Source organism: Bacillus suaedaesalsae, assembly GCF_016890225.1.
GTDB classification, from domain to species: domain Bacteria; phylum Bacillota; class Bacilli; order Bacillales; family SA4; genus Bacillus_BS; species Bacillus_BS suaedaesalsae.
The window spans coordinates 120,029-137,445 of record NZ_JAFELM010000028.1; the positions used below are offsets into that span (position 1 = coordinate 120,029).

25 protein-coding genes are annotated in these 17,417 nt (G+C 35.1%); 6 read left to right on the plus strand and 19 right to left on the minus strand.

Features of this window, described 5'->3' with window-relative positions; all coding sequences use genetic code 11:
- Nucleotides 1-30 precede the first annotated feature (30 nt).
- Nucleotides 31-555, minus strand: a complete 525-nt coding sequence (locus JR050_RS09635; protein ID WP_204203284.1) for a type 1 glutamine amidotransferase domain-containing protein — start codon at nt 553-555, stop codon at nt 31-33.
- A gap of 94 nt (nt 556-649) precedes the next feature.
- On the opposite strand from JR050_RS09635, the gene JR050_RS09640 reads away from it, so the two are divergent.
- A complete protein-coding gene (locus JR050_RS09640) occupies nt 650-886 on the plus strand; it encodes a glutaredoxin family protein (protein ID WP_204203285.1) in 237 nt (78 codons plus the stop codon).
- A 44-nt stretch (nt 887-930) separates the two neighbouring features.
- Here the strand turns inward: JR050_RS09640 and JR050_RS09645 are convergent, their stop codons facing one another.
- A complete protein-coding gene (locus JR050_RS09645) occupies nt 931-1,383 on the minus strand; it encodes a DUF2512 family protein (RefSeq protein ID WP_204203286.1) in 453 nt (150 codons plus the stop codon).
- A 117-nt stretch (nt 1,384-1,500) separates the two neighbouring features.
- Between JR050_RS09645 and JR050_RS09650 the strand changes: the two genes are divergently transcribed.
- Together JR050_RS09650 and JR050_RS09655 are read left to right on the plus strand one after the other, a co-directional pair.
- On the plus strand, nt 1,501-1,803 hold the full coding sequence (locus JR050_RS09650) for a hypothetical protein (RefSeq protein WP_204203287.1): 303 nt from the start codon (nt 1,501-1,503) through the stop codon (nt 1,801-1,803).
- Between the two features lie 98 nt (nt 1,804-1,901).
- The gene (locus tag JR050_RS09655) at nt 1,902-2,654 is read left to right on the plus strand and encodes a YqcI/YcgG family protein (protein WP_204203288.1); all 753 of its coding nucleotides are present in this window, start codon (nt 1,902-1,904) and stop codon (nt 2,652-2,654) included.
- 28 nt (nt 2,655-2,682) lie between these two features.
- Here JR050_RS09655 and JR050_RS09660 read toward each other — a convergent pair whose 3' ends face one another.
- The 4 genes from JR050_RS09660 to JR050_RS09675 all read right to left on the minus strand — a co-directional run bounded on the left by JR050_RS09660 (nt 2,683) and on the right by JR050_RS09675 (nt 4,729).
- Nucleotides 2,683-2,982, minus strand: a complete 300-nt coding sequence (locus tag JR050_RS09660; RefSeq protein WP_204203289.1) for a hypothetical protein — start codon at nt 2,980-2,982, stop codon at nt 2,683-2,685.
- A gap of 97 nt (nt 2,983-3,079) precedes the next feature.
- Nucleotides 3,080-3,265 carry a hypothetical protein gene (locus JR050_RS09665; protein ID WP_204203290.1) on the minus strand — a complete coding sequence of 62 codons (186 nt, stop codon included), beginning with the start codon at nt 3,263-3,265 and terminating at the stop codon, nt 3,080-3,082.
- A gap of 12 nt (nt 3,266-3,277) precedes the next feature.
- Nucleotides 3,278-3,805: a DinB family protein gene (locus JR050_RS09670; protein WP_204203291.1), complete on the minus strand. Its 528-nt coding sequence runs from the start codon at nt 3,803-3,805 to the stop codon at nt 3,278-3,280.
- 489 nt (nt 3,806-4,294) lie between these two features.
- Nucleotides 4,295-4,729 (minus strand): hypothetical protein, encoded by a 435-nt coding sequence (locus tag JR050_RS09675; RefSeq protein WP_204203292.1) that lies wholly within the window; start codon nt 4,727-4,729, stop codon nt 4,295-4,297.
- Between the two features lie 338 nt (nt 4,730-5,067).
- Between JR050_RS09675 and JR050_RS09680 the strand changes: the two genes are divergently transcribed.
- Nucleotides 5,068-5,952 (plus strand): YitT family protein, encoded by an 885-nt coding sequence (locus JR050_RS09680; protein ID WP_204203293.1) that lies wholly within the window; start codon nt 5,068-5,070, stop codon nt 5,950-5,952.
- Nucleotides 5,953-6,230: 278 nt separating this feature from the next.
- Here JR050_RS09680 and JR050_RS09685 read toward each other — a convergent pair whose 3' ends face one another.
- The 3 genes from JR050_RS09685 to JR050_RS09695 form a co-directional block, all read right to left on the minus strand.
- The gene (locus JR050_RS09685) at nt 6,231-6,500 is read right to left on the minus strand and encodes a hypothetical protein (RefSeq protein WP_204203294.1); all 270 of its coding nucleotides are present in this window, start codon (nt 6,498-6,500) and stop codon (nt 6,231-6,233) included.
- A 128-nt stretch (nt 6,501-6,628) separates the two neighbouring features.
- Entirely contained in the window at nt 6,629-7,276 is a 648-nt protein-coding gene (locus JR050_RS09690; RefSeq protein WP_204203295.1) for a metallophosphoesterase family protein, read from the minus strand.
- Between the two features lie 88 nt (nt 7,277-7,364).
- A complete protein-coding gene (locus tag JR050_RS09695; protein WP_204203296.1) occupies nt 7,365-8,735 on the minus strand; it encodes an MATE family efflux transporter in 1,371 nt (456 codons plus the stop codon).
- 103 nt (nt 8,736-8,838) lie between these two features.
- Between JR050_RS09695 and JR050_RS09700 the strand changes: the two genes are divergently transcribed.
- Both JR050_RS09700 and JR050_RS20305 read left to right on the plus strand, forming a co-directional pair.
- The gene (locus JR050_RS09700) at nt 8,839-8,952 is read left to right on the plus strand and encodes a TlpA family protein disulfide reductase (protein WP_204203297.1); all 114 of its coding nucleotides are present in this window, start codon (nt 8,839-8,841) and stop codon (nt 8,950-8,952) included.
- A 105-nt stretch (nt 8,953-9,057) separates the two neighbouring features.
- Complete coding sequence (locus JR050_RS20305; protein WP_346726736.1) at nt 9,058-9,603, plus strand: thioredoxin family protein; 546 nt, start codon at nt 9,058-9,060, stop codon at nt 9,601-9,603.
- A gap of 24 nt (nt 9,604-9,627) precedes the next feature.
- Here the strand turns inward: JR050_RS20305 and JR050_RS09710 are convergent, their stop codons facing one another.
- The 10 genes from JR050_RS09710 to JR050_RS09755 form a co-directional block, all read right to left on the minus strand.
- Nucleotides 9,628-10,104 carry a DinB family protein gene (locus JR050_RS09710; protein ID WP_239454248.1) on the minus strand — a complete coding sequence of 159 codons (477 nt, stop codon included), beginning with the start codon at nt 10,102-10,104 and terminating at the stop codon, nt 9,628-9,630.
- 418 nt (nt 10,105-10,522) lie between these two features.
- Nucleotides 10,523-10,843, minus strand: coding sequence for an antibiotic biosynthesis monooxygenase (locus tag JR050_RS09715; protein WP_204203298.1), 321 nt, complete (start codon nt 10,841-10,843; stop codon nt 10,523-10,525).
- A gap of 471 nt (nt 10,844-11,314) precedes the next feature.
- Nucleotides 11,315-12,181, minus strand: coding sequence for an alpha/beta fold hydrolase (locus JR050_RS09720; protein WP_204203299.1), 867 nt, complete (start codon nt 12,179-12,181; stop codon nt 11,315-11,317).
- Nucleotides 12,182-12,404: 223 nt separating this feature from the next.
- Entirely contained in the window at nt 12,405-12,605 is a 201-nt protein-coding gene (locus tag JR050_RS09725) for a hypothetical protein (protein ID WP_204203300.1), read from the minus strand.
- 263 nt (nt 12,606-12,868) lie between these two features.
- On the minus strand, nt 12,869-13,450 hold the full coding sequence (locus JR050_RS09730) for a hypothetical protein (RefSeq protein ID WP_204203301.1): 582 nt from the start codon (nt 13,448-13,450) through the stop codon (nt 12,869-12,871).
- A gap of 10 nt (nt 13,451-13,460) precedes the next feature.
- Nucleotides 13,461-13,865: a DUF5412 domain-containing protein gene (locus JR050_RS09735; protein WP_204203302.1), complete on the minus strand. Its 405-nt coding sequence runs from the start codon at nt 13,863-13,865 to the stop codon at nt 13,461-13,463.
- A 252-nt stretch (nt 13,866-14,117) separates the two neighbouring features.
- Nucleotides 14,118-14,294, minus strand: coding sequence for a hypothetical protein (locus JR050_RS09740; RefSeq protein WP_204203303.1), 177 nt, complete (start codon nt 14,292-14,294; stop codon nt 14,118-14,120).
- A 279-nt stretch (nt 14,295-14,573) separates the two neighbouring features.
- A complete protein-coding gene (locus tag JR050_RS09745) occupies nt 14,574-15,065 on the minus strand; it encodes a GNAT family N-acetyltransferase (protein ID WP_204203401.1) in 492 nt (163 codons plus the stop codon).
- A gap of 398 nt (nt 15,066-15,463) precedes the next feature.
- Nucleotides 15,464-16,492 (minus strand): ABC transporter permease, encoded by a 1,029-nt coding sequence (locus JR050_RS09750; RefSeq protein WP_204203304.1) that lies wholly within the window; start codon nt 16,490-16,492, stop codon nt 15,464-15,466.
- Complete coding sequence (locus tag JR050_RS09755) at nt 16,489-17,220, minus strand: ABC transporter ATP-binding protein (protein ID WP_239454249.1); 732 nt, start codon at nt 17,218-17,220, stop codon at nt 16,489-16,491. Before JR050_RS09755 ends, JR050_RS09750 begins: the two co-directional genes overlap by 4 nt.
- Between the last annotated feature and the right edge of the window lie 197 nt (nt 17,221-17,417).

Consider the following 17,417-nt stretch of genomic DNA (forward strand, 5'->3'; position numbering starts at 1 on the left):
ACTAACTTACGTTTTGGAAATACTAAAGTTTCAATTATTAGTTAGGACCTTAATAAATTCTCTCATGTAGTCAGGTAAATCTGGCGGACGGCGACTTGAGATAATATGTCCATCGACAACAACTGCCTCATCGTGCCAAATAGAACCTGCATTTATCATGTCATCTTTTATTCCTGGTGTACTTGTTACATTTACTCCATTCAAAATCTTTGCTGAAATTAACACCCACCCCGCATGACATATTTGACCAATTGGTTTCTTGTGTTCATCCATGTGCTGCACCATTTGAAGCACTTGGTCAAAACGACGCAATAAATCTGGTGACCATCCACCAGGAACTAAAATGGCGTCATACTCGCCCGGATCAACATCCGAAAATGCAAAATCAGACATTATCGGCACGCCATATTTGCCTATGTATTTTTCACCGGCTTTCTCTCCTACAATATCGACAATCGCACCTTCTTCACGCAAACGTAATACAGGATACCAAAGCTCTAAATCTTCAAAATCATTACTTACAAGCTGAATAATTCGCTTATCTTTTAACTTCATCTTAATCCCTCCAAAACTTTTGTTTAACCTATTTTCATGATACTCTAACAGGTAGGATGAATCAAAGTGACCGTATAGTAAGGAGGTTTTATATATGAAAAAAGTGATTGTCTACTCGATGGACGAGTGTGTGGAATGTACGTTTGTTAAAAAAATGTTAACAGAAGAAGGTATTGAGTTTGAGGTTCGAGATATTACAAAAAATGAGGACTATAAAAACGAAGTCGAGAAATATGGTTTTCTAGGTGTACCCGTTACGGTATGTGGTGATCGTGCTGTCAAAGGTTTTAATCCTGAACTGATGGAAATTGTAGAGCTAAGTAAATCATAATGGTAGAAGCGAGCCTCGGATTTAATTCCAAAACTCGCTTTTTTCTATTCTTTTTTATATTTACTTCCATTCAAGCCTTTTGTATCAAATTCTTCTGCAAACTCCGTTGCAAGTGTTGCAAGCGGCCTCGTGAATATAGGATTACGATCACGTTCACCCGCTCTACTTCCAACCATTAAATGTAAGATCACTTCTGCAGTTGTAATGATAATCGCTGAGATAATACTTCCCCATGCGATTTGTAAGTAACTTTCTAATAAGACACTGCCGAAGATCCAAACCGTCAAATAGGCTAACAGAAAATCAGCGACATTAGCTGCTCGTTTTCCTAATAAAGGTAAGATAACTCGCTCACCAACTACATAAGAAGCTAGTGTTAAAAATATACTAAAGGAAAGAATATGAGCAAAGGTTGCATCAAAAAACAAATCTAAACCAATGGCAAAAGCAATGATACACGTCACAAACTTAATGGCTAACACCTTCATCATTTTCATTGCCTAAACCTCCCTTTTTATCAATAGTCTTTGTCAAAACTGATTGTGTATACATCTAACCACAATTTGTTAGTTACGATATAATGATATTGATAACGTTCAAAGGAGATTTACATCATGCAACCAAAAGATTTAGAAGAAAAAATTATAGAAAACTACAAAAATGAAGAAAACATGATGATTCTTGTATTTGCGCAATGGTGTGTGAATCTTGATTTAGAGCCTGAGGAAATCTATACAAGAGCCTATCCTACACAAAAAGCGAACCCTGCACTAAAACAAGCGATTGAACTAACTGTTCCAAAAGAGGAAGCTGGTGATGTATCAGATGATACAGTACTTGGCGTTTTGTCGCTTTTTGGAAATGAGGATCTTGCGTTTATTGTGACAGAGGAAATAGAGAAGAGAAAAAAGAAATAGTAAGAAACACATTCATTTACCCCAGTTGCCCTCTGGACATTCACCTTCCTGACTACTCTTTGAATAGTATGTAAGAGCCTTCGGGAGGTGCTAAGGCAATGGGATTATATACAGCTGCACAACATGATGAATACTCCCGCTTGAGCTGGGAGAGAGATGCACTACAAATATTCCATCAAAAAATGACTGACAAGGAGTATTTGTTTCCGTGCATTCCTGCAACACAAGGTCATTCTCTTGATCATTTTCGATACGGATTCGTAGGTGATCCACGAAAGAATTCTACCGTAAACGAATTTGCAAAATTACTCAAGGAATACACCGAGAAATCAAAACAAATTGGTAAATATACATCTTTAATTGTATTTTTTGAAACACCTATAGAGTTGTCTCAAGAATACGATGTCGAACAATTTGAACAGATCTTTTGGCAATTACTTTCCGACATAAGTTCCATTGATGAAAAAGAATGGCCGAAAAACATCCCGGTAGATCCACATAATCCAATCTGGGAATATTGCTTTCATCACGAACAATATTTTATGTACTGCGCTACACCTGCACACAAAAATCGAAATAGCCGACACTTTCCATACTTTATGATGGCCATCACACCGAGATGGGTGTTAGAACAATTTAACGAAAACAAATCATTCGCAGCTAAAATTAAAGAAAATATTCGCAAGCGTATTGTAGCTTATGATTCTGTTCCAATTCATCCAGACTTAAACACCTATGGAAAAGAAGACAATTATGAGTGGAAGCAATATTTCCTGCACGACGATGAATCAAGCCTATCAAAATGTCCGTACCATCGATTTCTAAAATTGATTGGGAAGGAGAAAAAGTAAAAAACAGCAGTGGTTTCCACTGCTGTCCTCAATCAAACCGTTCTGTTTCTAGACCATCTACTAAGTCCTCTAACTCTGTAATGAAGTTCAATTGAACAGGATCGGGAATTTGCTGCATCCACTTTCTTATTTCAGGTAGCTCCTCAAGCTCTTCTATACTTGTCGGTTTTGAATCAAGGGTTAACCACCACTTCTTTAACTCATCAATAAATTCATAAAAATAACGTTCAAAGCGTTCTGCCCACTCTGCTCCTTCATCATCTGAAGTTTTCTGCATCATTGACCATGCTTCTATTGCTGTTTCAAAGTAATCATCAATTTTCTTCATTATAACTCCCCTCTATAAGTGCCTATTAAATTCATTTCTTACCTAAATTAATGATGTTTTACTATAGTTTAGGCACAAGATTCCACTTGCCAAACTATTACATTTGCCCTCCACCACCAGGCGGATTATGATGGCTGTGATGATTTTGGTATGAGATATGTTCACTTTGCAGCTGGTTTTGAGATTTTTCAGGTGGTTTGCTTTTAAATTTCTTTTCGAGTATAAATCCGGTAGCGATAATAGTAATAATCGCACCCCAAAAAATATAGCCTAATGCTGACATTTCATTTCCCCCTTATTCATTTGTTGACAATATCCGCAAATATCCCTTCCATGGACCAACGTCATGACGATATCGTTCTGCCATTACTCTCATAATCTGACTTAAGTGAGTTAAGTCATGAATAACCCAAGTGGAAAGCAATTCTCTTAGTTTTACATGTCCAAACTCTGGATGAATACCAGTTTTTTCAAAGCTTTCAGGCTGAATAAGTTCATGAAGCTTTCGTATATTTTTCATTCTAACTTCTTTGAATACTAGCAATCTCTGTTCAATCGAATCTTCTTTTTCTCGTTTCATATGGGCAAAACGATCGAACGAAGGAAAAGTTTGTTGTTCACCAAACTGAAGAATTGTCTCTAACCTTGGTATCCAGTTTGTATGCTCTGCTTCAATTAGATGATCCACAATTTCCTTCGCATTCCATGTATCTTTACCTTCGTTGCAACTTAACCAATCATCAGACAATCCTGTTAAAAAACTAATTAGCGTTTGTGGCGTCCGCTCTAATACTTCGATAGCTTCATCCAAGTTGAAGTTCATGTAACTACTCCCCTTAATCAAACTTCATCACATCACTGATTCTATACACTCTCTCTTCTATAACACCATTAAGATTCTTCCATGACAATGAGTAAATGACATCCTTGTATGCATCCTTTATTTCTTGATTTGTTAAACCTCTCGTAAAGATGACAAATTCATTAGAGTATTCTACAATCTCTTCGTCATTTCTTTCTGAGCTACTACCATACCAATATCTCTCATGTTCATCAATTTCATTAATTTTTCTTTTCCAATTTGACTCTGGAATGACAACTTTTAAATCAAACTCAGGTGATTGTTTAATATAAAGGGAGAAATCGACCTTTCTAAAGTCATCCTTTTTAATGTTTTCTAAGCCGTGAGTTCCGACTGAAAGTTACTCCTCATCTGTCAACTTTGTCACTTTTGCATCAATTGTAATTTGTGGTTCCTGCAAAGGGACACAACCAGTAAAAATAACAGTCAGAATGAAAACAATCATATATTTCATACACGTTTAACTCTTTTTTCTAGTAAGCTATCAAGCAAAATATAGCCAAAAAGTAATCCTGTAATCGTCGTTAAGTTTGAACTCGATACTTGAGCTAAATTAGCTGCAAAAGGCAAATAGTCACCGATTGCGGTATAGTACAAAACGGGAGAAACTGTCAAATAGAAGGCAGGTAAACCGAACGTAAGCATTTTCTGCCAATGAAATTTCCAACTTATACTTCGTTTACGGATCAACTCTTTTACAATATTTGGTAGACCTAATAACATCCCCATAAAAATAGGAAACAACATGGAGAAGATCATATAGGGTATCAAATAATCAAACGTCTCCTTATAGCTCTTTTCTAATTGCAGTTGTATCTTCATACCAATTGCAAAGAAAGTCCATATGACAATTGCCCAAATTACATAATTTAATAATCCTTTCATATAACACCTCTCAATGATCTATAGTTATTTTACGAAAGAATGTAAAAATGGTTTCAATTTACTTTTTTCTCTTTATTTACCAAGTGAAAATTGAGGAAATAAATGATACCTCCATTATAACACCCATTACCTTCCAATTCAGAATTATTTCACAACTACAGAATCCTTTATCATGACGATTTTGGCTTGGTACTTTATAAACAAGCCATTTTATGGAGTTTATTTCACGGTGCAGTTAGCAAAAAAATAGCATTGACTTACACGAGTGCAAAAATTTGTTCACAAATTAACTTTTAGGTTATGATTATATTATATAAAACAAGCAGAGGAGATATCTTATGGTAGAGACAGAAATCCAAAAAAGACAACACCGCGGGCTATCTAAATTAAAAATTATACAACGTACAATTACGATCACAATCGGTGCTTTGTTAATGGCGGTTGGGCTTGAGATCTTCCTAGTTCCAAATCAAGTAATTGACGGTGGGGTAACAGGTATTTCTATCATGCTCTCCCACATTACAGGTATAAAACTTGGTATCTTTCTATTAATATTAAACCTTCCATTTGTCTATTTAGGATACAAACAGTTCGGAAAAACATTTGCGATTTCTACGATTTATGGAATTATTATGCTAGCGCTGTTCACAATGTTTCTCCACCCAGTCCCGCCTTTCACAGACGACATTCTACTTGCTACAATCTTCGGTGGTATATTTTTAGGTATTGGGGTTGGACTAGTTATACGTAACGGGGGGGCACTGGACGGAACAGAAGTTCTTTCTATTGTTATTAGTAAAAAAGCCCCCTTTTCCGTTGGTGAAATTGTCATGTTCATTAACCTGTTTATTCTAAGTTCAGCAGGATTCGTATACTCATGGGATCGTGCGATGTATTCGATCTTAGCTTATGTTGTGGCTGCAAAGGCAATTGACATTGTCATCACAGGTATGGAAGAGTCCAAATCAGTATGGATTATTAGTGATGTAGCTACAGAGCTTGGCGATGCAATCAATCATCGTCTTGGTCGTGGAGTTACCTATTTAAATGGAGAAGGTGCATTCTCTGGAGAAGATAAGAAGGTCATTTTTTGTATAATTACACGACTAGAAGAATCAAAATTAAACACAATTGTGGATGAAATTGATCCTTCTGCCTTCCTTGCAATTGCCGATATAGCTGAAGTACGTGGTGGACGATTTAAAAAGAGAGCAATCCACTAATAGAAGCCACCTCCCATCATGAGAGGGGCTTATTTTTTATTTGATAAAAAGTATGCTATTCTTCCAAAAACCAGGCAAGCTAGTACTCCTTACACCACCCAACAACTATCCAAATTGTATAAGTAATTCAATATCCTTAATGGAATACGAGAACACCACGTTTTTTTAATCTCTTTATTGAATCATATAAAAAAGCCTTACGATGATCGTAAGACTTTGCGTATACATTCGATTATTCTTAATGAATTTCCTGCTAATTAACCTGAGGTCTAATTTAACTATCTTCTTTGTGATTCCTGTCTTTTTTTGACTAAATGTCCTGACTGATTAACAAAGCTAACAATGATAATACCGAAAAACCATACTTGGAAGTATTCCATTTCAATTGTTAGTCCCCACAAATATAAAGGTACCAATATTGCTGCTGCACCTATAATCATCAACACTTTTTGAAACGTCTTTTCACGATCAAAAATCGTTGTAATTCCAATGGACATTAACATCGAGAAAATATATACAAGCACTAAATTCCCTATCATTTCTAACACAATAATACCTCCAATAATATATGCTACTTTTAGTATAGCATGTTATAGATATTTATTGGACTATTCGAGGTGGTTCCTTCTAGAATTACGGATAAATATGACAGATCCTAGCATCTTGTTCTTTTTACTTACTTATCTCTCAAATCCGTATTTCCCCTAACAAATTCTATTACTCTACCTAGTGAATCAATCTTAACACCAGTTAAATAACCAGAGTACGCTGCAGCTGTGTCAATATTCCACGAGTTGCTATTTTCGTCGTATGAGGGATTTCTACATGGAGTATGTCCAATAATTTGTAACTTCCCTATGTTCTTTAATCGACTTCGATTCCAAATTACACTGTATTCATCATCTTCAAGAAATGGATCCGAGGCTTCTTCTGCTATTCCGGCATGACTAATAAACAAATAATCATTTTCCCAGAATAACGGCAAGTCTTTCATCCATTTCACATCACTTTCACAATCACGATTCGCCACTTCATATTGCCTTAAGGTTTCTTCGCCACATTGTCTTAACCAATTATGATTTGGTTCTTTCGTAAAGTGTTCGATCATTTCAAATTCGTGATTTCCCCTTAAAAAGAATACCTTTTCCGAGAAATTGCCATGTAATTCTCTAGCGTACTCGACCATTTGTGGTGATTTTTTTCCACGATCAATTAAATCTCCTAGTTGAATAAGTATCTCTTCGTTGTGGTTCCAATGTTTTTCTAACATATTTTTAAACGTATGAAAACATCCGTGTATATCACCTATAATAAAATATCTCATCTATTTACTCCTATGTTACTCATATTTTCACCCTGTATTATAGAGCCTTAATTTTTAAAGAAGACCAAATCACAATGGTTTTGCCGGCCTATCCTACTTCTTTCATCTCAACTGGTATAAACTTCTTTTTCTGAATATGAATTAATCTCCATGATAATCCTATTCCTGCAGCAAGAAGTCCTACCGTAAGTCCAATCCAATAACCTGAAGCACCTAGATTCGTATATTCAGCTAATCCATAACCAACCGGCAGGCAAATCCCCCAATAAGCAATAAGTGTCATCACAAAAGCAATGTTTACATCTTTATAGCCCCGTAGTGCAGCTTGAGCAGTTGCTTGAATAGCATCGGATACTTGGAAAAACAGAGCATAAATTAAAAAGTGTGCTGTTAACCTGATTACTGCATCATCATTAGAGTAAAGGCTCGCTACTGTTTCACGGAATACTATAACCATTAATCCTGTAACAAGTGCAATGATGATTGATAGATTAATTCCAAGCCAACTATACGTCTTCGCATCCTTATTCCGCCCTGCGCCAACTTCAAACCCGACTAATACGGTTAGGGACATTGAAATACTAATTGGAATCATATATAAAAATGACACGATATTGAGCGCGGATTGATAGGCTGCAATTGTCGTAATGCTAAACTTACTAATTAAAATTGTAACCACAGCAAATATACTTGTTTCAAAGAACACAGATAACCCCATTGGAACCCCGATTTTCAAGATCTCCGTAGTTTTTGCCAATGAAAAATGTTTGAAATCCTCCAAATGAAAATGAGAGGAAAAGGGCTCTTGTGTTTTGATAATATAAAACGTAATTAAGGCAATAACCCAATACGTAATTGACGTCGCATAGCCTGCTCCAACACCGCCAAGCTCCGGCAATCCAAAGGCACCAAAAATCAGTCCATAGTTTAATAGAAAGTTAATTGGTAAGGATGATAGCAAAATCACCATGACTATACGTGTTTTTCCTAGCGCATAAATAAAGGAACGAAGCACATTAAATATAAATAATGGAATCATTCCATAACTGAGACCAACTAAATAGTCAAAAGCTGTCTGTTGCACATGAGGGTCCAAATTCAGCGTAGTTAATATTACATCAAGAAAAAACACACCAAGTATTATAATAATGACTGCGATAAAGAGTGCCAAATATACTCCATGAGTTACGATCGAAGATACTTCTATATTTTTCTTTTCACCGAAACGCTGTGCTGCAATTGGAGAAACAGCAAGTAAAATTCCACTCAACCCAATAAAAATCGGATTCCAAATCGATGTTCCAATCGCTACTGCCGCTAAGTCAGAGGCATCATATCTTCCTGACATGATTGTATTAAAAAATACCATTGAAAACATTCCAAGCTGGGTGATTAAAATTGGTATTAACAGGACAAATATTTGCTTTAGTTTTTCGCTTTTCGTCAATGTTTGTTTCATAGATGTACTCCTGAAAATGTATTATTTTAAAAATATTCAGACAAAATATTTGTAATTGTCTATACTTCCTCATAAACTTATAACATAAAAGGAGGTAATGTGAATGTTACTAAAAAAAATCCCTAACTTTACCCTTACTGACCTTCAAGGAAAGCCTTATTCCTTCGAAAAGCTACGTGGACAGAATACACTTATTTTTATGTGGTCATCTTGGTGACGATGTCGTCAGCAACTGTCAGGTTGGCAGAATTTTTATAATCAGTATAAAGATACAGGCTTTTCCCTTCTTTCTGTTGCAGTGGATCTTCAGGGTGCAGATGTAGTGAAACCATTTGTACAAGATAAGACTTTTAGTACCGTCATTGATTCCGAAAATGTGTTGGCCAATTATTTCGGCTTTAAAGTTTTACCAAATGGTATTTTTATAGGTAAGGATTTATCCATTCGGTTTATCCATCAAGGATTCCACATAACGAACCCTGAACACGTTGAAGCTATTCGAAAGTTAATCTATGATGAAGCCGAAACACTTACCTTAGATCAAACTTATTATAATCCTGCACAACTTCTTACAGCTGTGGAAAAACAACTTGTAGAAACAAAATTCAAACTGGGACTTGAATATTTAAATAACGGAAAAAAAGAACTCGCTTTAAAGGAACTAGATGAAGCGTTACTAATTGATCCCGATAATTTTCTAATCCGCAAACAGCGATGGTATATTAGACACCCTGAAAAGTTTGCACCGACTATTGATATTGAATGGCAACAAGCAACGTTAGAACAAGAACGCATTCATGAAACTTCTTTAAATGGAGAGAACTGTGGTCCTGAAGGTTGCACTATTCCTGGTACGACAAAAGAGTGAGCGAGGTATACCCTCGCTCATTTTTCACTTATTTAGAACCATCTTTTTCATCGCTTTCATCTGACCAAGATGATCTGCTTCATGATACATCATGAATGCGAATAAATCATCGTATGTTTTTAAATTAAAATATGGAAAATTAAACGGAAGCTCTTGCTCGAAGAAATCCGCTTCTAGTTCACGAATACGCGCTGTTTGTGCCTCTAATTGTTCAATAAGAACAGTCAATGAGGGAACGTCTTCTTCATTCCAGTCAGCAGGACTCGATCCCATTTCAAATAACGTTTTATAGTTTTCTGGTACAAAGGTTGTTTGTGTAGGAAAACCAAATAAAAACTTTTCACCTGTAGTCAAAACATGGCCAATATGCCAACGGAGATTGTTATTAAATCCGTTTGGCTTTGTATCTATAATACTATCATCCACATTTTTCACAAAATGCAGTAAAAAATCACGTGTTAATTGAAATTGCTTTGGCATTACAATCACCATCTCCTTCATGAAATCATATCCTCTTCAACTATAATAAAATTAACTTTTTTTGTAAATTAAAATACATCTATTATTCTATAAATGGAATTAAACAATACACCGTTACGGGTACGTATTTTCCGCGGGTCAGTAAGTCCCCCAGAATTAAGTACTACGAATACAATCAACCATTGATTCAAATCAACATCCACCTTTACTGTAGCCAAGAACAAAAGGCGCAAGCGCCCCGTTTAGCCCCGACAAGCAAATGTTCCGAAGAGAATAAAAGGGTGCACTTCCCTTTTCTTCTCTTCGGGTTATTTGACCTCAGGCGGGCTGGGCGCTGGAGCTGGATTCTAACGCCCCACACATAGTTTTACAAAAGTGATTATTTTATAATTTCCTAAACAAAAAAAAAGTGACTCTACACGAAGTCACCTTGTTCACATTATATTCTTGCTGTTTTCTCAGCCATTACTTCATATAAGCCACCTTCAGAACTAATGATATATTCAGGCTTAGGCTGTCCAATTTTAGCCTTATGTCCCGCTATATGAGCATCACTCTTCTCCCATTGCTTCCAATTCTGTTCTGATTCCCAACGGATTTGAATCACTACTTCTTCCTCTCCACGTCTTACCTTTTTGACAAGTACTGTCGTATCAATGAAGCCCTCTTGCTCTTCCAAAATTCCAGGCTTACTAAAACGTTCTACTACTTGATTTGAATAACCTTCTTGCACAACCATCTTTCTTAATTGAACAAACATGTCAACATCCCCAATCCATTCATTTCTCCCATTATAGTTGATAATGATTATCATTGTCTATGAAAAAGCATAAAAAAAGAAAATCTGACAGTGTCAATCACTTTTTTCAGATTTTCTCATTTATGACCGTCTTTCTTTTCATGTGCGTGAATATTTATTTCAATCTCCTTAATGATGGAGCCCGGACATGCGCAAGCTTCATCATCAATAAACCGTAAACAATGGGAACAGTACCTTCTTTTATTCAAGGAAATCAACCCTTTCATGTAAGATATATGCACTTTCCGTAGGATTTGTGAATAATGTAGCACATTGAATTCAAAATTCTTAGCGATTTATGATTCATTTCAGATTTATTCTTCTGTAGAAGATATTTATCGGCGATGATAAAAAAACCTAATTCAAAACAAAGCCATTTCTCCAACCTCTATAACATTATATCTCTCGCATTTCATTTACAATTTTGTGTCATTAGTTTATTGCCAAAAATTCTAGTATTTCTTGATTTATCATTTCTAACTGATCTTGAGATGGAAAATGTCCCATACTCAAAGATTTGAATTTAGCATTCGGAAGGATAGTATTTATACCAACTTCAATTCTGTCTGCTGGAAAAAACAAATCTTCCTCTCCGGCAATCACGAGTGTTGGAGCATGATAATGAGTAAGCTCACTTTTTTCTGTTAACTTTGGCATATCTTGTTCAAGCTTTGTACTGTTAAAAATCTCCCCAATTATGGTTCGATCCACTTCGTTCATCGTTTTTAATGACATCTCATCTGTTAATCTATTTAAGAACTCTCTTTTACCTGTTAGTTTATATGCCAATAATGGAATCAGTACTTTTTGAATCATTATTAACTTAGACCCCATCTGAATGCCAGCTGGAGCAACTAAAACGGCTTTCGAAATTTTGTTAGGCATATAAGAAGCCATTCGGAGAACAATTCCAGCTCCATAAGAAGGACCTACAAAAGCGCATTTGTCGATTTGAAAATGCGTCATCAATTCTTGAATCCATCTAGCAAAACTTCCATCATTTGCTGACATTCTCGTTTCATCACTATATCCTGGATGTCCTATTGTATCTGGTGCATACACCCGGTATTTGCTTAATAATGGTGTGAACCATGATAACGTCATCGGATTAATACAGTTTCCTCCTTGAAATAAAAATAGAGGCTCTCCCTCCTTTGGACCACCAATGAGTACATGTGTCTTACCAAAACTTGTATTTACATACTTCTTTTCCATTTTCACGTTGAAGGTTGTTAAATACTTATTATAATAATCTAAAATTCTGTTCTTACCTTTCTCGTTCTTATATATTGATTTCATGTAAGGATATCCCCCAGGAGTTCTTTTTGCCTATATATTACCATATTTTCCTAGTTATTTCTTTTTATAAAAAAATAACAATATTCCAAAAATAATAATATATTTAGAATGAACGTATAAAGGACAAGATCATGTTGATTCTTGTCCTTTTTCATATACTATTATATAAATAGCTTCAAAACAGATGTCACCAATATACACGTTTCACTCCATATTCCACTCTTCACACAATAAACAACCATACTGCTGCCATTAGGACAACCGTAAATATTAGAGCAAAGCCAAACTGAAGTAATAATTGCTTAAATAACCTGCTATCTTCTTGTGCCTTATCACAGTCATAGAAAAAAGAGGCTAATCCAGATAGGAATACTGCATCCCATAACTTCCAATTTTTAGATTTGTCTTTCAACGGATCTTTCAAGTAAAACCTCCTAGCTTTATGATTCACTTGCAACTTTACATTTTTCATATCCTTTTCGTCCAATACAGAGAAATAATATCAACAGTCCAAGCTCAAGAAAATATCCATCATAGGCAATCATGACAATTAGCTCCCAATAATTACTTGGTCCGGAGTTAAATCCAGTATTGGAGAACGGATACTCATTAAACGTTGGAATAAGACCAATGAAAATGAATAAAAAACCTAATACGTAACATTGCTTTAATACAATTTCCTCCTAGTTAATCAAATTTCGCCTTTAATAAATATACGACATCATGCTGTGCAATTTCATCGATTTGTCCATCAACATCTTTGTAAAGTTCAGGTGACATAGAAGAAATGCCAGATTGTTTCGAATAAATAATACTAGCAAGTGCTTCGTTACATTCTAATGAAATATTTTCATTTTGATTCACACCTGTGACAACTGACGGCATTTCAATCATCTTCTCAGGTCCCCATCCAGAAGCTGATCCACCATCACTGCTTACAGTTAGTGTAAAGATTGATTCCAATGCAGCTTCATTCAATTTAGATACAGATAAGATAATTTGGCCACTTTTGTTCACTTCTGTTCCGATATCATTCACTTTACCAACTAATTTACCAAACTCGTACTTTTCAACCCAAACAGATACCTTTTTGTATGAATTCTCCACGTTAAAATCAAATACGAAGGCTTGATCTGATGTATTCGAGAGTATGACTTCTTCTCTTTCTGTAAGTTTAGTAGGATTAATCGAGTTTGATTTTGGTAGGATACTATTATCACAAGCAGTCAATACAAGCATGATCATTATAAACGCTAGCAACTTCTTCACTTCATCACTCCTAGTCTTTAATTCCACTTCGATAATCATATGATTCATCAGGTACATTTAATTCAATACCATTAATCACAACTGTATTCTCATCTTTCCAAACAATCTTGGCATCTTCTTCTCTATACTGCCAGTAAATTTTCTTTGAGCGTTTATTTTCTTTATTGAAGTTTAACTCACTTAATACCGAGTACGATGTCGTAGCCCCTCCATCTGAACTATAAGCATAAATTGTATAATTGCCATTGGGTGAAGTCGATTCCGCGATTAAATCCTGTTTGAATCTGCTCATATCAAAGAATAGCCAGTTCACGCCATAACCGATTACGGCTGTAAATCCTATTACCCAAGCAAGAATAACGATACGAGTTTTCTTGCGAATATCCATCTTTATTTTGTCAATGTCATTGTTCATAAAGACTCCTTCATTAGCTTCCTATATTTAACTTTATTGTATAACTTTTGGGATAATTTTGAAATATTTTTAATAAATGTCTATATATAGTTCAATGTTGTATTTAGCAAAAAAGAATATAGAACTCCCATTTTCATGAGAGTTCTATTTTGAGCAGCCGTAGATATTTCAGATATGATTACCCTCCCCGGAGTGAACGGAACCCCGTGGGAAAGAAAAAATTTAATTTCTTATATAAATTAACTACAGCTCTTATCTAGTCAAAACATAATATATAACGTATAACCAACTAAATATCCCGTGAATTATTGCCCAGAGAACAGATTTATGAATACTCCAAGATATTGTAATGGCTAACGCAGATCCAAAAGTAATTGCACTTTTAGAACCAACTGTAACATTAGTTCTCTTTGCTGTCCTTTCCTTCATACGCCAAACCCCCATTTTCTCTGGATCTAAATTTCCTTTTCTATATGTTAATTTATATTCTTTATTGAAAAGGTTATTCTCTTCAACTATTAATATTATGTAATTGCAATTCAACTTACCTACTCCTTTATGTGAAGAGGGGGAATATTCGTGGTTGACAACACCAAGTATTTTTTATTTCATTTTGAACTTAAAATCTTCGTGTGTAGGTTCTTTCTTTGTATACAATTTCAATATTTAATAAAGCATTTATCCTTCTCTCACATTCGTTAGTTGAATTTATAAAACTAACACCATAAGTTCATCATCGTAGTATGTGTCTTCTATTTTCAATCCGTTTTTATCAATTCCATATGTTTGAAAACCCAAAGATTTATATAGGTTTTTTGCAGGATCATTACTTGAAGTAACTGTTAAATATACTTGTTTGATCTCTTCTATTTCTTTAGCCTTATTAATTGCTGCAGTCATTAACATTCTAGCAATCCCAGATTTTCGCATGTCAGGATAAACATACATAGCAACATTGTTTGCTCTATGCTTTGTTTTACTTTTTGTTTCTAAAATTAATGTAACAACCCCAGCAAGCTTGTTTTCAACGAAAGCACCAAATGTATAAAAATGCTCAAAATTCAATCTGTTTTCAAAGCTATCAAGAGGGTATTCTTTTTCCTCCTCATAACTAGAACTGAACGCTTCAGGGTTTGCTTTTAATGCCTCTAATCTTATTTCTCTGTAAATCTCTGCATCTTCTGATCCTAGTCTTTTAATTTCTAATTTTTATCCTCCTTATCATTTATACATTTTAAATAATCAATATGAACTAATTAATCTAAATAGCAAAAAAATCCCACCTCCAAGACCGTAGTCTTTGGGACGAGATTTTATCGTGTTGCTACCCCAGTTTATTAATAATGTTATCAGATTAACTTCTGCAAGTACGGCAAAAAAGATTTTGCTTATACTATAGATCTATAACAGGAGCTCCTGTCACGCCATACTGTTTAATTAATTTTGTATATTATAACTCTTGAAGAATAATATCACAACAAAATTCTTCAACATAACTCCATTTACTTTAATAAATCTATATGATTAATAGTTTCTAAATGTAACCATTGTAATTTATCTCCTCTTGGAAAAAATGGAATCGTTAAACATTTCGCATACTAAAGTTTCCTGAATTTTTTCAATGCTTGTGTATTTATTACGTATAAAATAAATGCATATACGATTAACCCTAGAATATAACCCCAGATTTGCAAGAAACCATCACCGTACACCATGACACCTTTAATCGCTGCTGCTCCATAATAAATAGGCATAATATAACACAGATTTTCTAGTTGATAAGGAATCATGTCTAAGGGAATCAACCCTGAGAAGAACACTTGTGGAATGATAGTAAATGGAATCATTTGTACTACTTGCAGTTCTGAACTAGCAAAAATTGAAATAGTCGCCCCAAATGAAACAGCTGTCACAGCTAATAAAACCATCACGAGCAAAATCCAACCAATGTTCCCCACGGAACTTAATTGAAGGACATAAATGGAATAAAGCACAATGAGGATGGCTTGAACGACCGCAAAAACACAATACCCTACCGTATACCCAAGAATGACTTCGCCTCGTTTAATTGGTGTCATTAGCAACCGTTCCAATGTCCCACCACTTCGCTCTCTCACAAGTGCCATTCCCGAAATGATAAATACTAAGAAAAACGAGAATAAAGCTAGAAAAACATACCCAAGGGAATCAAAACTTGATTGGTCTTTTGTTCCATATACATAGGACATATTTACTTGTGCAGAATGATTTAACGAAGCCATCGCTGTTTGAATCTCACTAACAGCTTTCGCCCCTTTAGTAGAGGGCTCATACATTGTAATAGTCATATCCGAACTTTTTGACAGTGTTAAAATCGCATCCACATCATTGTGATCCTTTAAATAGTCTTTTGGGTATTGGCTATCGTGGTTTTTAACGTCTACAACAATTAAATCTTGCTCTTCCAAAGCTGTTACTAGAGAACTCGGTATAGTGTTCTTATCGATTCCAATGGTCGGCACATAGCCAGAATCCCCCAATAAAAAATAAACTAATGTCAATATTAACAGCGGAGCAACTAAAATCATCATAACACTTCGTTTATCATTTATTGTTTGACGGATGACACGTTTTGCTAAATGAATCATCGCGTTACACCACCTTTTGTAATTGAAGCACTGAAAAACAGTTCCTCAACTTTTCCGTTTTCAGTTTTTTTCAGTAGATTTGTTACAGCATCATATCCAATCAAAGAACCATTATAAATGAGTGCCGCTTTATCGCACTCCGTTACTTCATCCATCACATGGGTAGAAATAATAATAGTTGTACCGGAATTTTTAATCACCTGAAACTGGTCCCAAATCTTACGACGTAAAACAGGATCAATTCCTACTGTCGGTTCATCTAAGAACAATATTTTAGGAGAATGTAAAATGGCAACCGCAAGCGAGAGTCGCTTTTTCATACCACCAGAAAAATTTTTCACCATTTTCCTACGATGCTCTGTTAAATCAACTATTGCCAGCACCTCATCAATACGTTCTTCTAATTTACGTTTATCAATATGGTAAAGTCCTCCAAAAAAATGCAGATTCGCTTCTGCAGAAAGATCTTCATATAATGCGTCATTCTGTGGCATGAATCCTACCTTATTTAACATTTTCATATTTGGCATTTGCACATCCGCGAATTGAATTGTCCCCTGATCTGCCGTAATTGCACCAATCATTAGGCGAATCAATGTTGTTTTTCCTGAACCAGAAGGACCAAGTAAACAACAAATTTCTCCTGCTGGGATCGTGAAAGTTATATCTTTTATAACTTGCTTTCGATCAAAGCTTTTACTGACATGGGATACTAGAATATCCATCATTGTTCCTCCTCAATTACATATTGAAAAAATAACTCAAAGTAATCAATTAACACTTTCTTCATGTATTAGGCTAAAATAATAAACAACGCGTTGTTTTATTACATACTAAAAATATAATTTCTTACTAAAAACTTTTCAATAATCAAAAATACAGAAAGTGTCGGTTAACCGACAGCATTTGGAAATGTGTTGAATAA